This window comes from Flavobacterium sp. GNP002 (assembly GCF_054343795.1).
Window position 1 is genome coordinate 788,175 of record NZ_JBTGUW010000001.1, and the last position, 14,005, is coordinate 802,179.

A 14,005-nucleotide genomic window follows, 5' to 3' on the forward strand; every position below is an offset into this window, starting at 1 on the left:
AAAAATGAAATTTTACTGGATAAAGACAAATTGGCTTATAAAAAAGATATTCTCAAATTATACTTGGGATTTTCCAAATGCTGGAAACAGCAATACAGTCTACCTCACATTTGATGATGGACCTATTCCAGAAGTCACAGAATGGGTTTTGGATGAATTAAAAAAGTACAACGTAAAAGCTACTTTTTTTTGCATTGGAGACAATATTGATAAAAACCCTGAAATATTCAAAAAGGTAATTAGCGAAGGTCACTCTATAGGAAATCATACTTTTAATCATTTGAACGGATGGAAAACGCCAACAGAAACCTATATTGAGAACACAAAACGATGCAAAGAAACGATTCAAAAAAATAGTTCCTCTAATCTAAAATCTACTCTATTTCGTCCACCTTATGGGAAGATAAAAGCATCTCAATCTAAAAAAATTAGAAAACTGGGTTACAAAATAATTATGTGGGACGTACTTAGTGCTGATTTTGATCAAACTTTATCGCAGGAAAAATGCTTAGAAAATGTACTATCAAATCTAAGACCAGGAAGTGTAATTGTTTTCCACGACAGCATAAAAGCTTTCAAAAACTTAGCATACGTATTGCCTAAAACATTAGCTTATTTAAAAGAAAATAATTTTAATTGTGAGGTGTTGTAATGAAATACGTTACAATTGTTCTTGAACAATACTAATAATAGTGTTCGCATCTAATTCTCCGGATTGTCTCCATATCATTTGACCTTGTTTGTAAATCATCAACGTAGGCAAACCTTTAATGCGCAAAGCATCGGCTAATTCTTGATTCTTATCCACATCAATCTTTATGACTTTTGCTTTATCGCCAAGAGCGGCTGCTACATCTCTAATTACAGGATGCATTGAAACTGAAGGCTCATTCCATTCTGTGTAAAAGTCTATTAACACAGGTACTTGAGCATTTATAAGTTCTCCAAATTTTGACATAAAACCAAAAATTTAATTTTTAAATTCACTAAAAAGAGATATTTATTTTACAAATGTAGCATTTTAAACGAATTATGCCACATTAACACCTTTTTTTAGTTCGATGACCGTTATTTCCGGCATGATTCCTACTCTACCCGGATAGGCATGAAAGCCAAAACCTCTGTTTACATAAACGTATCGGCCTAGATTTTCGTACAAACCAGCCCATTGTTTGTAAACATACTGCGCCAGACTCCATTTGAAATAACCTGGTATTTCGATTCCAAATTGCATTCCGTGTGTATGACCCGAAAGCGTGAGGTGATAATGCTTCTCATCATGTTGCACAACATGCTCCCAATGCGAAGGATCATGACTCATCAAAATCTTGAAATCTTCTTTCTTTAAAGACCCCGCAGCTTTGTTCAAATCTCCAGCCTGTTTGAAGTTATGACCCCAGTTTTCGACACCAACCAATGCTATTTTGGCATCTCCTTTTTCGATAAAAGTATGCTCATTCAGTAATAAATTGAAACCAATTTCCCCATACAAACTTTTTATAGCTTTAAAATTATCCTCTTTTGCCGCTTCTGATGGCCAAGTTACATATTCGCCATAATCGTGATTCCCTAAAACGGAAAATTTCCCGTATTCATGTTTTTTAATTCTGTTAAAGGTTTCTATCCAGGGATGCATTTCTTTGGCATCTGTATTCACAATATCTCCAGTAAACAAAATCATATCTGAATTTTGTTCATTGACTAAATCTATTGCATAATTAATTTTCTCCGGATTATCAAAACTTCCGCTGTGAACATCTGATATTTGAGTAATGGTAAAACCATCAAAAGCATCTGGTAAATCCGGGAAAAATATACGCTGCTTGATGACTTTATAATTGTATTTGCCTATGGTCACTCCATATATTAAAGATAAAAAAGGAACAGCTGCGAGCCCAAGACCTACCTGGCTGATAAATTTTCTTCTTGAATTTAGAAAGTCTGTGTTTTTATCATAATTAGCAAAATAGTTAACCGTTCCGGCACCTAATCTAAAGATGTCTTCTCCCATTAATATCAATGTCAAAATTAATTTTGGAACATAAACAATAAGCAACAAACCCATGATAACCATCAATTGCCTGGTTTGCCCTGAGTTACGATCAAATTGCATCAAAGAATAAACGATATATACTAAAACCAATATGCTAATACCCTGAATTGAATACAATACTGGCTTTGATTTTATTAAAGTTTTTAATACTTGAAAAGTATAAAGCTCAATAATAAGAAGGATTAAGCACAAGAATACGATACGAAAGATCATTTTAAAAAATTTTTAACAAAATAACAAATTAAGAAATAATAATAAATTTTTATTAATCTAAATTTAACTAAAATATTCTACTTTCATCTTAAAAAGTTATCTAAAAAATAAAAAGGCTGAAATATCACTATTTCAGCTTCTTATAATATTTAAAAATTTAAATGTTGCAAAACAAGATTTATTTTAAAGTCATGTTAAATGAAAAAGTATCCACATTTATCTTTGTACCTGTATTTACTCGCTTTAACCACACTTCAACTGACTCGTTTTGAGCTAGTGTAACAGAACCACTTACGGGAAAAGCTTGCGTATACCCACTGTTTGTATCAATATACGTTTCTGTTGCTGGAAGCGGTGTAATTGTACTTCCATTTGAGCCAACTTTCACAAAATAAAACACATATGTTGCGTTTGTTCCCGAAGTTGATTCTATGAAGGCAATTGATGAGTTAACTTGAAATGAACGTGTCTTTTTCCCTTTATAAGTAAGTCTACCGGAAGTACTTGAACTAAATCTTAGTAGTTCATCGGATGTAGTAACGTTTGTACTGACCTTATAACCTACATTTTGAGTAGTTGCTACAGTTCTCGTAGAAACTGTGTTACTGGGATCGTATAAGTTCCCTATGGCTGATGCATCTATTTCCGTTGGAATACCTGAACATCTTACATTCCAATTATTATCAAAATTATAGCCTAAATAAGTTGCAGGAGTATACCCATTTACATATTTCCCTCCAGAGACCGTACCTGTAAAAACAACTGATTCCATTACTGCATCACCTGTTATAATTGGATTTGCACTAACATCTACTCCCACGGCTCCGCCATTTACTTCACAGAAACCACCTTGTTTTTGGATCAATGAAAATGTACCTGTAAACTTTTCAAAAATCCCTGCATTATTACCAAACCAAGCCGTATTACTCAAAAGTACTCGAGTATTATCAGTGTAAGTTATCCCTGTTACATTTGCTACATAATTAATCACGGAGAAAAACACTAAGCCAAAACCACTAATTGTACCTACATTAGCAGAGTTTGCAACAATAGAATCTCTGAAAATAAAACTTTGTGTATTTCCACTTGCTACCAAATTAAAAACAGAACTTCCTCCAGAAATAGTAAGAGTTTTAATGGTCCCTCCCGTAGCTCCTTCAAACAGAAATCCACTGGATTTAAATAAAACATCTTCATTTGCATCTAGCCCCACTAAGTAAGCATTGTTTAGATCAATAGGTAAATCAAAATTTATTATCCCATTGATTTCATAGTAAGTATCAGCACTCAATTTATACTTCAAATTACTTCCCGCTATTTTCTCCGCTGCTAGAACAGTAGCCAGAACATCAGTAGATTTAATTCTTTTATACTTTAATCTACCCGTTGTACCACTAATTATTACATTCCATGATGTTATAGTTGAATTGTAGTAGTAAAACGATTTTAAATCCGTATCATAAACCATTAAACCATCAGCAGGAGAAGCAATGATTAAGCGCTGTGCTGTAGTCATTCTTGGCGTAAGCATGCCCTGAGTGGTTGATGACACATCTAATACTGAACTTGCATGAGGTGCAATAGTTCCTATGCCTACTTGAGCAAACACATTTGCAGTTATTATCATGAAAAATAACACACAGGCTTGTAATACCTTTTTAGAAAAATAATTTTTTCTCATAATATAACGAATTAAAGATTAAATAAAAAGAACCTCATGAACTCAAAACTTGATGTACAAATTTATAAAAAATAACGTTTAAATACATAAATAATCGATTAAAAGCATTATTTCTATTAATACTTATGTATATTCTTATAATTTAACACACAGCATTAAACTTTAAAAAAAAGATTATTAACTATTTTCTTACAAAATAATTGTTCGTAGTTTGTCAAGAGTTAAAGAATTGATTTCAAAAAAACAGGTGAAATTTTTTGGAAACTAAAAAAAGAGCTCTTGTGTCAATCACAAGAAATATTTCACTCCTTTATCTCACAAGTTTTGTACTTTTGAAAACTTTACAAAACCACAATTATGTCACAACAAAAAAGACTTTTCCTTCTTGATGCCTATGCTTTAATCTTTAGAGGTTATTATGCTTTTATAAAAAATCCAAGAATCAACTCTAAAGGAATGGACACATCAGCCATTATGGGTTTCATGAATTCCTTAATGGATGTAATTAAAAGAGAAAAACCAGACCATTTAGCCGTTGCCTTTGATAATGGTGGAAGTCAATTGAGAAATGATATTTTTCCAGAATACAAAGCCCATCGCGACGCTACTCCCGAAGCTATTAAAATTGCGATTCCTTATATCCAAGATTTACTAAAAGCCATGCATATTCCTATTATAGAAGTAAAAGGATATGAAGCTGATGATTTAATTGGAACTATAGCTAAACAAGCAGAAAAACAGAATTACAAAGTCTTTATGGTTACGCCGGATAAGGATTTTGCACAACTGGTTTCTGAAAACATATTCATGTATAAACCTGCCCGAATGGGTAATGGAATTGAAATTTGGGGAATTCCAGAGGTTTTGGCAAAATTTGAAATCGAAAGACCAGACCAAGTAATCGACTTTCTTGGAATGATGGGTGACGCTGCCGATAATATTCCAGGACTTCCTGGCGTAGGCGAAGTAACGGCTAAGAAACTGTTGAAGGAATTTGGAACAATGGAAAATCTTTTGGCAAATACTGACAAGCTAAAGGGGAAAATGAAAGAAAACATTGAAGCCAACAAAGAAAAAGGATTATTATCTAAAACCTTAGCGACAATTTTACTGGATTGCCCTGTTATTTTTGACGTAGCCGATTACGAATTATCAACTCCAGATGTCGAAAAAACAGATGCACTTTTCAATGAGTTAGAGTTCAGAAGAATGGCGGAACAATTTGACGCCATATTCAAAAAAGGCGGAAGTACAACCGACAACAGCAATCCAGTTGACGAAACTAAACTTTATAAAAAACCACAACCAAAAAACGAAGAGCAGTTCGACCTTTTTGGAAGTGCCATCCAAGACGATTCTTCGGAAGAAACCCGTCATCAATACTACAATTCATTAGAAAACACCGAACATTCTTATCAGATTATTCAAGGGGATTTAGGACTACGATTGTTGTTGCAAAATTTACAAAAACAATCTTCAGTATGTTTTGATACAGAAACAACCGGACTTGATGCTTTGCACGCCGAACTAGTGGGAATATCATTTTCGTATGAAAAAGGAAAGGGATTCTATGTTCCATTTCCGGAAAATCAAGAAGAAGCACAAGCTTTAATTGAAAAATTCATTCCTTTTTTCGAAAATGAAAACATCGAAAAAATTGGTCAGAATTTAAAATATGATTTAAAAATTCTTTCTAATTATAACATTTCCGTAAAAGGGAAACTATTTGATACCATGATTGCACATTATCTGATTAATCCGGATATGCGTCATAATATGGATATTTTATCGGAAACATATTTGAAATATTCACCTCAATCCATTGAAACCTTAATTGGTAAAAAAGGAAAAAACCAAAAATCAATGCGCGACGTTGAATTGGAAGAAATAAAAGAATATGCCGTTGAAGATGCCGATGTAACCTTGCAACTTAAGGAAATATTCACCTTAGAATTGGATAAAACCGGAACCAAGAAACTTTTTGAGGAAATCGAAATTCCATTAGTAAAAGTTTTGGCTGATATGGAAAAAGAAGGAATTCGTGTTGATGTAGATTTCTTAAAATCACTGTCAAAAACATTAGACGATGACATTAAAATATTAGAAGCAAACATATTTGAAACTGCAGGAGAGAAATTCAACCTAGCTTCCCCGAAACAACTGGGTGATGTTTTATTCGATAAATTAAAAATTGGAGGCGTAAAACAAAAGAAAACCAAAACTGGTCAATATGCAACCGGAGAGGAAATCTTAAGCTATTTAGCTGCTGAAAACCCAATTGTAAAAGATATTCTGGATTGGAGGCAATTAGTAAAATTACAAAACACTTATGTCGAGGCTTTGCCAAACCAAGTAGACAAAATCACGCAGCGCATCCATACCGATTATATGCAAACCGTTGCAGCAACAGGTCGTTTGAGTTCGAATAATCCCAACTTACAAAACATCCCGATTCGTACGGAGCGAGGAAGACAGATTAGAAAAGCTTTTGTAGCCCGAGATGAAAACTACACGTTGGTTTCTGCGGATTATTCTCAAATAGAATTACGTGTAATTGCTGCATTAAGTGGTGAAGAAAACATGATTAAGGCATTCCAAAATCATGAAGACATTCACAAATCTACCGCTTCAAAAGTCTTTAATGTACCGCTGGAAGAAGTAACTCGCGAGCAACGAAGTCATGCTAAAACGGTAAACTTTGGAATTATATATGGGGTTTCGGCTTTTGGATTGAGTAATCAAACTAACTTATCTCGCAAAGAGAGCGCTGATTTAATTGAGGCCTATTACCAAACCTATCCAAGATTAAAATCCTACATTCAAGAACAAATAGATTTCGCGAGAGACAATGGTTATGTACAAACAATCCTAGGGCGTCGTCGTTATTTGAAAGATATTAATTCGCAAAACGCAATTGTTCGCGGTGGTGCAGAACGAAATGCAGTAAATGCACCAATTCAAGGAAGTGCTGCCGATATCATCAAAATTGCAATGATCAATATTCATGAAAAATTAATTTCGGAAAACTGGAAAAGCAAAATGTTGTTACAGGTTCATGATGAACTTGTGTTTGACGTACATAATGATGAACTAGAAAAAATCAAACCAATGATTAAACATGAAATGGAACATGCTTTCAAGTTAGAAGTTCCTTTAGATGTTGATTTAGGAGCTGGAAAAGATTGGCTGGAAGCGCATTAAAATTAATCTCACTCAAAAAAAATCTCTAATCATTCAAAAACGATTAGAGATTTTTTTTGCTGTATATAAAATGAGTTGCTACAATTTTCTTGTTGACTCTCTTTCTTTCAATTTTGTTTTAATGACAACCGTTTCATATGGAATATGCTCTTCTTTAGATTCTAATCTGTCAATAAGTAATTTAGCGGCCACTTCACCTATTTCTATTCCGTGCTGACTTACCGTAGTTAAACTTGGAGACAATCTACGGGAAGCTAGAATTCCATCGGCAAAACCAATGATAGAAATATCTTCCGGTACTTTATATCCTTTTTTAAGCGCAATACGCAAAGCCGCTACGGAGTCATTTTCCTCAAGAGCAAAGATTCCGTCTATTTTGTTATCAAATACTTTTTTAATTTTATCCTTTAAATCATCTTCAGAATCAGTTCTTAAAATAATATCATTATTGACAGCAATATTGTTATTCTCCAATGCTTTCAAATATCCATCGGCCCTTAATTTACCCACACTCAAATTATCAATGGAGGACAACAAAGCAATATGCTTACATCCTAAATCAATTAAATGCTGAGTTGAATTTAAAGCCGAATCAAAATCATCAACAATTACTTTATCACAATCAACGCCGTCTGCAATTCGATCAAACATAACAATAGGAGTTCCATCATTAATGATTGCGGAGAAATGCTCGTAATCCTGGTTTTTTTGAGCTTCTTCAGAAACAGAAACAATAAATCCATCAATGGTTCCATTACTTAACATCTCTAGAGTATGGGCTTCTTTTTCTGCTGATTCGTTAGAGATACACATAATAACATTGTATCCCTTTTCATCAGCGATTTTCTCGATACCGCTAAATACTTTGGCAAAAAAGGAATTCAGAATATTTGGAATAATAACACCAATGGTTTTGGTTTTTCTGTTCTTAAGATTCAAACCAATTACATTCGGTTTGTAATTTTTAAGTTTTGCGTATTCTTTAATTTTAACCTTTGTCTGTTCGCTAATCTCCGGACTATCGTTCAACGCTTTAGAAACTGTAGAAACAGAAACATTCAGTTCTTTAGCGATTTGTTTTAAAGTAGCTTTAGCTTTCATAAGGAGATATTTGAAGTAATTTTAATAATAAAAAAAGTAACAAGATATGAATAATTAGAATATTACCCACTTAAATGACAAAAATAGCCAATAAAATGTAAAATTTGCTCCTGAAAATTAGAAATGTACAATAATATTAAATCAAAACGACAGCATATTGAATTCAACTCAGGCAGAAGTGAGAAACACAAATTCAATCTTAGAACATTATTTTAAATATACATTTGATAATCAGAGTAAAAACGAGAAAAAAATATTCATTTAAGGTATTTGTATTTAAAATAATTAATTGTACTTTTGCAACCCCTTTATTGGGGATGGAATGTTTAATTAAAAATATATTATGGACGCATTAAGCTACAAGACACAATCAGCAAGCAAAGCCACCGTTACTAAAGAGTGGATTGTTGTAGATGCTGATGGTCACAACTTAGGTCGTCTTGCTTCAAAAGTCGCTATGATTTTGAGAGGTAAGTACAAGCCAAGTTACACACCACACGTGGACTGCGGTGATAACGTAATCGTTATCAACTCAGAAAAAATTAACCTTACAGGTAACAAAATGGATGAAAAAACATACATCCGTCACACAGGTTATCCAGGAGGTCAAAGAACTTTAACTGCTAAAGTATTGCAATCAAAAAACCCTGCATTACTAGTTGAAAAAGCAATAAAAGGGATGTTACCTAAAAATAAATTAGGTGCTGAACTTTTTAGAAATTTAAATGTTGTTGTAGGATCTGAGCACAAACAAGGCGCTCAAAAACCTAAAACAGTTAACCTTAACGATCTTAAGTAATGGGAGTTATTCACAAAATCGGTAGAAGAAAAACCGCTGTTGCACGTGTTTATGTTTCAGAAGGAACAGGAGTAATCACTGTAAACAAAAAAGCATTCGAAACGTACTTCCCAACTGCAACTTTACAGTACAAAGTATTACAACCTATGTCTATGACAGAAAATGTAAGCAACTTTGACGTAAAAGTTAACGTTTACGGTGGTGGTTCAACTGGTCAAGCAGAAGCTGTAAGAATGGCATTGGCACGCGTTATGTGTGAAGTAAATGCTGAAAACAGAGCTATCTTGAAACCAGAAGGTTTATTGACAAGAGATCCAAGAATGGTTGAACGTAAGAAATTCGGTCAGAAGAAAGCTCGTAAGAGATTCCAATTCTCTAAACGTTAATATTACCTGTCTTGTTCAAATGGGACAAGACATCGTTCATTTATTATTGAATTTAAAAAAACAGTTGTTGTTGCTCTCCTACTGAGGTAGGAAATAGTTTAGCATCTAAATGTATAAAGCCGGGAAACCGCCATTTATTCATTGCTAATCAACAGAACGTAAACTAGAACAAAATGGCAAACAAAGTAGAAGTAAAAGAATTACTAGAAGCAGGTGTTCACTTCGGACACATGACTAGAAAATGGGATCCAAACATGGCTCCTTACATTTATATGGAGCGTAATGGTATTCACATTATCAATCTATATAAAACTGCAGCAAAAATTGAAGAAGCGAATGACGCTTTGAAAAAAATCGCTGCATCAGGTAGAAAAATATTATTTGTTGCTACCAAAAAACAAGCAAAAGACATCGTTGCTGAAAAAGCAAAAGCTGCAAACATGCCTTACATCACTGAAAGATGGCCTGGTGGAATGCTAACTAACTTCGTAACTATCCGTAAAGCTGTTAAAAAAATGGCTACTATTGATAAAATGAAGAAAGATGGTACATTCATGACCCTTTCTAAAAAAGAGCGTTTGCAAGTAGATCGTCTTCGTGCTAAATTAGAGAAAAATTTAGGTTCAATCGCTGACATGTCTAGACTACCAGCTGCATTGTTCGTAGTTGATATCAAAGCGGAACACATCGCTATAAAAGAAGCTCAAAAATTAAACATTCCAGTTTTTGCAATGGTTGATACAAATTCTGATCCTCGTGAAGTAGAATATGTAATTCCTGCAAATGATGATGCTTCTAAATCAATTGATAAAATTTTATCTTTAGTTACAGCTGCAATTGTTGAAGGACTTTCTGATAGAGGTTCTGACAAAGAAACTGAAGCTACTGCTGAAGTTGTTGCTCCTGCTGCTGAAGCTGTAGAAGTAGCTCCTGCTGTAGAAGCTGCTGCTCCAACTGCAACTGAAGAATAAATAAACATTTAATTCCAAGTTTTAAATTCCTCTCCAAAAATAATTAGAAACAATATGTTGATAATTTAATAAAATTGGAAATTGGATTTAACACTTGGAATTTTTTACTTTTAACCTTAAAAAATAATACAACATGGCAACAATTACTGCTGCAGACGTAAATAAATTAAGACAAACTACAGGTGCCGGAATGATGGACTGTAAAAAGGCTTTAGTTGAAGCTGATGGAGATTTTGACAAAGCTATTCAAAACCTTAGAGAAAAAGGACAAAAAGTAGCTGCTAACCGTTCTGACAGAGAGTCTTCTGAAGGAGCTGCTGTTTCTTTTATCAATGCTGATAAAACTAAAGGAGCTATCATCACTTTAAACTGCGAAACAGATTTCGTAGGTAAAAATGAATCTTTCGTAACTTTAGCTAAAGAATTAGTTGAAAAAGCGATTAACTTCTCTTCTAAAGAAGAATTTTTAGCTTCAGATTTTAACGGAATGACTGTTGCTGAAAAATTGATCGAGCAAACTGGTGTTATCGGTGAAAAAATCGAAATCGGTGGTTTTGAAATTTTAGAAGGTGCTTTTGTTGGATCTTATGTTCACGTTAACAAAATTGCTGCATTAACTGCTATTTCTACTGCTGTAGCTAACGCAGAAGTTCTTACTAAAGATATCTCTATGCAAGTAGCATCAATGGGAGCTGATACATTATCTTACAAAGATTTTGATCCATCTTTCGTTGATTCTGAACTAGCTGCTCGTATTGCTATAATCGAAAAAGAAAATGAAGAAGCAAAACGTTTAGGAAAAACATTGAAAAATGTTCCTAAATACATTTCTTTCTCTCAATTAACTGAAGAAGTTTTAAAACAAGCTGAAGAGGATGCTAAAGCTGAATTAAAAGCTGAAGGTAAACCAGAACAAATTTGGGATAAAATTATCCCTGGAAAAGTTCAACGTTTCATCTCTGACAATACTACTTTAGATCAAGAGAAAGCCTTATTAGATCAAAACTTCATCAAAGATGACAGTAAAAAAGTTAGCGATTATGTTAAAGGATTCAACGTTGAGATTACAGGTTTCAAAAGAGTTACTTTAGGATAATTTATTGCGAGGAACGAAATCACATTAGTAAATTTCACAACTCGAATTTATATAAAATCCCATCTTATTTGAAAAAATGAGATGGGATTTTTCTTTTAAAAATAAAACCCTAAATTTGAATACTAATTATTTTTTATGTTTAAAACCAAAAAAGAACTTGTCTTTGTTATTCTAGCAGGAATCTTCATTACTAACGCCGTTACCGCAGAACTCATCGGTGGAAAACTGATACAAATAGGTCCATTTGTAATGAGCATCGGTATTTTACCTTGGCCTATCGTTTTCTTGACTACAGATTTAATCAATGAATATTTTGGAGAAAAAGGAGTAAAAAAACTGTCTTTAATCACTGCTGGTTTAATCGCCTATGCTTTTATCCTCCTTTTTTTAGCCATAAGTATTCCCGCAGCAAAAGGAATAAGTCCGGTAAACGATGACCAATTTTTTGCAGTTTTTGGACAAAGTATGTGGATCATCGTTGGAAGTATCACTGCATTTTTAGTTTCACAATTGATAGATGTAACTATTTTTTGGTTTTTCAAAAACCGTACAGGAAATAATAAAATTTGGCTTAGAGCAACGGGTTCCACTATAATTTCTCAATTATTCGATTCTTTTATTGTCCTTGGAATTGCTTTTTGGTTACCCGGTAAAATTAACTTTGATACTTTTATCACATCTGCATTGACAGGTTATACTTTTAAAATCGGAATTGCCATTCTCTTGACTCCATTAATTTATTTGGGTCATTATATTATCAAGAATTATTTAGCCTCTGAAAAAGAATAAAAAATGGAAGAAAAAATAAGATGTAAATGGTGCGTTGGAATTGATATTTACGAAAAATACCATGATGAAGAATGGGGAGTTCCAGTTTATGAGGATCAAAAATTATTTGAATTCTTAATCTTAGAAACTTTCCAAGCAGGATTAAGTTGGATTACAATCCTTAAAAAGAGAGAAAACTTTAAAGTAGCTTTTGATGATTTTGACTATAAAAAAGTGGCCCTTTATACCGAAGATAAAATTCAGGAATTACTTCAAGACGCTGGAATAATCCGCAATAAATTAAAGGTTCGCGCAGCCGTTTCTAATGCCGTTGCCTTTATGAAAGTACAAGAAGAATTTGGTAGTTTTTCCAAATACATTTGGGAATTTACTAATGGAAAACCCATTCAAAACAACCGACAATCCTTAAAAGAAGTTCCTGCAACTACTGCGCTCTCAGATGAAATCAGCAAAGATTTAAAAAAACGCGGATTCAAATTCGTAGGCTCTACGGTTGTTTATGCACACATGCAAGCCACTGGAATGGTTGATGATCACGTAGCTGATTGCTGGAAGAAAAGTTAGTTTCCAGTGAGATAGAATCGTAAAATTCGGAATATGAATATTATATACTTTTCAGAATTTTCATAAAATCAACTCTTTCTATTTCCCTGCAGCCCAAACTTTCAAGATGCGGATTATAAACTTGGCAATCCAGCAGTTTGTAATTTTCTTTTTTTAATTGGTTGACCAAAGCTATAAAAGCCACTTTGGAAGCGTTCGAAACTTTTGAAAACATACTTTCACCACAGAAAATATGACCCAAATCGATTCCGTATAAACCGCCAACCAAAACCTCATCTTGCCAGACTTCAATTGATTTTGCAATGCCTAATTCATGTAGTTTACAATAGGCTTCAATCATGTCATTGGTAATCCAAGTCCCATTTTGACCGTCTCGTTTTATGTTTTGACAATTCGAAATTACGTCCCTAAAATTTTGATTAAATGTAACCTTGAAAATATTTCTATTGAGGATGTTGCGCATACTCTTAGAAACAATCAATTCATCCAGAAACAAAACCATTCTAGGATTAGGTGACCACCATGTAATAGGTTCACCATCTTCAAACCATGGAAAAATCCCATTCCTATAAGCAAGCTGTAAACGCTCAGTCGACAAATCTCCTCCAAGAGCAAGAATACCTGTAGAATTAGTCTGAGAAACAGGTGGAAAGAATAATGCTGTAGTTAAATAATACATTCTTTATCAAAAAATAAAACCCGACAGTGTTTTGAATACCTGTCGGGTTTGTTTTACTATATCAATCGAAAATCAAATGATTAAAAAGGTAAATCGTCTGCTTCTTCTTCGTTTAAGTTAGTTGCTGGTGCAAATGCTTCAGCAGCTGGCATTGGAGGCATTTGCGCAGCAGAAGGAGCTTCAGCTTGCAATTTTCCAATTCTCCATCCTTGGATAGTATTAAAATAAACTGTTTCCCCTTGAGGATTTGTCCATTCTCTACCTCTTAAATTAATATCAATTTTTACAGGCTCTCCTACTTGAAAACCGTTCAATAAGTCACATTTGTCCTGAACAAACTGAACTAGAATATGTTGTGGATACTGCTCATCAGTTGTAACTACAACATCTCTTTTTTTGAAACCTCCAGATCCAACTTCCTTAGTTTGATCGATCATTTTAATTTTTCCTGTAACTTCCATCTTCTATGTTT

The 14,005-nt window shown here is 33.6% G+C and carries 14 protein-coding genes; 8 read left to right on the plus strand and 6 right to left on the minus strand.

What is annotated here, in order from left to right; all coding sequences use genetic code 11:
• Positions 1-4: 4 nt before the first annotated feature.
• Entirely contained in the window at positions 5-652 is a 648-nt protein-coding gene (locus ACXX80_RS03530) for a polysaccharide deacetylase family protein (protein WP_458552033.1), read from the plus strand.
• Between the two features lie 9 nt (positions 653-661).
• Here ACXX80_RS03530 and ACXX80_RS03535 read toward each other — a convergent pair whose 3' ends face one another.
• The 3 genes from ACXX80_RS03535 to ACXX80_RS03545 form a co-directional block, all read right to left on the minus strand.
• Positions 662-958: a thioredoxin family protein gene (locus ACXX80_RS03535; RefSeq protein WP_099714276.1), complete on the minus strand. Its 297-nt coding sequence runs from the start codon at positions 956-958 to the stop codon at positions 662-664.
• A 72-nt stretch (positions 959-1,030) separates the two neighbouring features.
• A complete protein-coding gene (locus ACXX80_RS03540) occupies positions 1,031-2,266 on the minus strand; it encodes a metallophosphoesterase (protein ID WP_458552036.1) in 1,236 nt (411 codons plus the stop codon).
• 178 nt (positions 2,267-2,444) lie between these two features.
• Complete coding sequence (locus ACXX80_RS03545; protein WP_458552037.1) at positions 2,445-3,947, minus strand: phage tail-like protein; 1,503 nt, start codon at positions 3,945-3,947, stop codon at positions 2,445-2,447.
• A gap of 357 nt (positions 3,948-4,304) precedes the next feature.
• On the opposite strand from ACXX80_RS03545, the gene polA reads away from it, so the two are divergent.
• The gene (gene polA / locus ACXX80_RS03550; protein ID WP_458552039.1) at positions 4,305-7,148 is read left to right on the plus strand and encodes a DNA polymerase I; all 2,844 of its coding nucleotides are present in this window, start codon (positions 4,305-4,307) and stop codon (positions 7,146-7,148) included.
• A gap of 78 nt (positions 7,149-7,226) precedes the next feature.
• On the opposite strand, the gene ACXX80_RS03555 is transcribed toward polA, so the two are convergent.
• A complete protein-coding gene (locus tag ACXX80_RS03555) occupies positions 7,227-8,249 on the minus strand; it encodes a LacI family DNA-binding transcriptional regulator (protein ID WP_458552041.1) in 1,023 nt (340 codons plus the stop codon).
• Positions 8,250-8,592: 343 nt separating this feature from the next.
• Here ACXX80_RS03555 and rplM point away from each other — a divergent pair, with 343 nt between their 5' ends.
• From rplM to ACXX80_RS03585, 6 genes are all read left to right on the plus strand, one after another.
• Positions 8,593-9,048: a 50S ribosomal protein L13 gene (gene rplM / locus ACXX80_RS03560; RefSeq protein WP_035669714.1), complete on the plus strand. Its 456-nt coding sequence runs from the start codon at positions 8,593-8,595 to the stop codon at positions 9,046-9,048.
• Positions 9,048-9,434, plus strand: a complete 387-nt coding sequence (gene rpsI / locus ACXX80_RS03565) for a 30S ribosomal protein S9 (protein ID WP_066080508.1) — start codon at positions 9,048-9,050, stop codon at positions 9,432-9,434. The genes rplM and rpsI overlap by 1 nt, the downstream gene beginning before the upstream one ends.
• Before the next feature lie 173 nt (positions 9,435-9,607).
• Complete coding sequence (gene rpsB / locus ACXX80_RS03570; RefSeq protein WP_417979929.1) at positions 9,608-10,405, plus strand: 30S ribosomal protein S2; 798 nt, start codon at positions 9,608-9,610, stop codon at positions 10,403-10,405.
• Between the two features lie 133 nt (positions 10,406-10,538).
• On the plus strand, positions 10,539-11,501 hold the full coding sequence (tsf, locus tag ACXX80_RS03575) for a translation elongation factor Ts (RefSeq protein ID WP_458552044.1): 963 nt from the start codon (positions 10,539-10,541) through the stop codon (positions 11,499-11,501).
• Positions 11,502-11,636: 135 nt separating this feature from the next.
• On the plus strand, positions 11,637-12,290 hold the full coding sequence (locus ACXX80_RS03580) for a queuosine precursor transporter (RefSeq protein WP_417952840.1): 654 nt from the start codon (positions 11,637-11,639) through the stop codon (positions 12,288-12,290).
• A 3-nt stretch (positions 12,291-12,293) separates the two neighbouring features.
• On the plus strand, positions 12,294-12,854 hold the full coding sequence (locus ACXX80_RS03585; RefSeq protein WP_458552045.1) for a DNA-3-methyladenine glycosylase I: 561 nt from the start codon (positions 12,294-12,296) through the stop codon (positions 12,852-12,854).
• A gap of 40 nt (positions 12,855-12,894) precedes the next feature.
• On the opposite strand, the gene aat is transcribed toward ACXX80_RS03585, so the two are convergent.
• Together aat and ACXX80_RS03595 are read right to left on the minus strand one after the other, a co-directional pair.
• The gene (gene aat, locus ACXX80_RS03590) at positions 12,895-13,533 is read right to left on the minus strand and encodes a leucyl/phenylalanyl-tRNA--protein transferase (protein WP_458552047.1); all 639 of its coding nucleotides are present in this window, start codon (positions 13,531-13,533) and stop codon (positions 12,895-12,897) included.
• Between the two features lie 80 nt (positions 13,534-13,613).
• A complete protein-coding gene (locus ACXX80_RS03595) occupies positions 13,614-13,994 on the minus strand; it encodes a DUF3127 domain-containing protein (RefSeq protein ID WP_099714265.1) in 381 nt (126 codons plus the stop codon).
• Between the last annotated feature and the right edge of the window lie 11 nt (positions 13,995-14,005).

What these genes read in the sequence shown, in the direction of transcription:
- ACXX80_RS03530 (WP_458552033.1), top strand. Translation starts at nt 5, where the DNA reads ATGAAATTTTACTGGATAAAGACAAATTGGCTTATAAAAAAGATATTC.
- ACXX80_RS03535 (WP_099714276.1), bottom strand. Translation starts at nt 958, where the DNA reads ATGTCAAAATTTGGAGAACTTATAAATGCTCAAGTACCTGTGTTAATA.
- ACXX80_RS03540 (WP_458552036.1), bottom strand. Translation starts at nt 2,266, where the DNA reads ATGATCTTTCGTATCGTATTCTTGTGCTTAATCCTTCTTATTATTGAG.
- ACXX80_RS03545 (WP_458552037.1), bottom strand. Translation starts at nt 3,947, where the DNA reads ATGAGAAAAAATTATTTTTCTAAAAAGGTATTACAAGCCTGTGTGTTA.
- polA (WP_458552039.1), top strand. Translation starts at nt 4,305, where the DNA reads ATGTCACAACAAAAAAGACTTTTCCTTCTTGATGCCTATGCTTTAATC.
- ACXX80_RS03555 (WP_458552041.1), bottom strand. Translation starts at nt 8,249, where the DNA reads ATGAAAGCTAAAGCTACTTTAAAACAAATCGCTAAAGAACTGAATGTT.
- rplM (WP_035669714.1), top strand. Translation starts at nt 8,593, where the DNA reads ATGGACGCATTAAGCTACAAGACACAATCAGCAAGCAAAGCCACCGTT.
- rpsI (WP_066080508.1), top strand. Translation starts at nt 9,048, where the DNA reads ATGGGAGTTATTCACAAAATCGGTAGAAGAAAAACCGCTGTTGCACGT.
- rpsB (WP_417979929.1), top strand. Translation starts at nt 9,608, where the DNA reads ATGGCAAACAAAGTAGAAGTAAAAGAATTACTAGAAGCAGGTGTTCAC.
- tsf (WP_458552044.1), top strand. Translation starts at nt 10,539, where the DNA reads ATGGCAACAATTACTGCTGCAGACGTAAATAAATTAAGACAAACTACA.
- ACXX80_RS03580 (WP_417952840.1), top strand. Translation starts at nt 11,637, where the DNA reads ATGTTTAAAACCAAAAAAGAACTTGTCTTTGTTATTCTAGCAGGAATC.
- ACXX80_RS03585 (WP_458552045.1), top strand. Translation starts at nt 12,294, where the DNA reads ATGGAAGAAAAAATAAGATGTAAATGGTGCGTTGGAATTGATATTTAC.
- aat (WP_458552047.1), bottom strand. Translation starts at nt 13,533, where the DNA reads ATGTATTATTTAACTACAGCATTATTCTTTCCACCTGTTTCTCAGACT.
- ACXX80_RS03595 (WP_099714265.1), bottom strand. Translation starts at nt 13,994, where the DNA reads ATGGAAGTTACAGGAAAAATTAAAATGATCGATCAAACTAAGGAAGTT.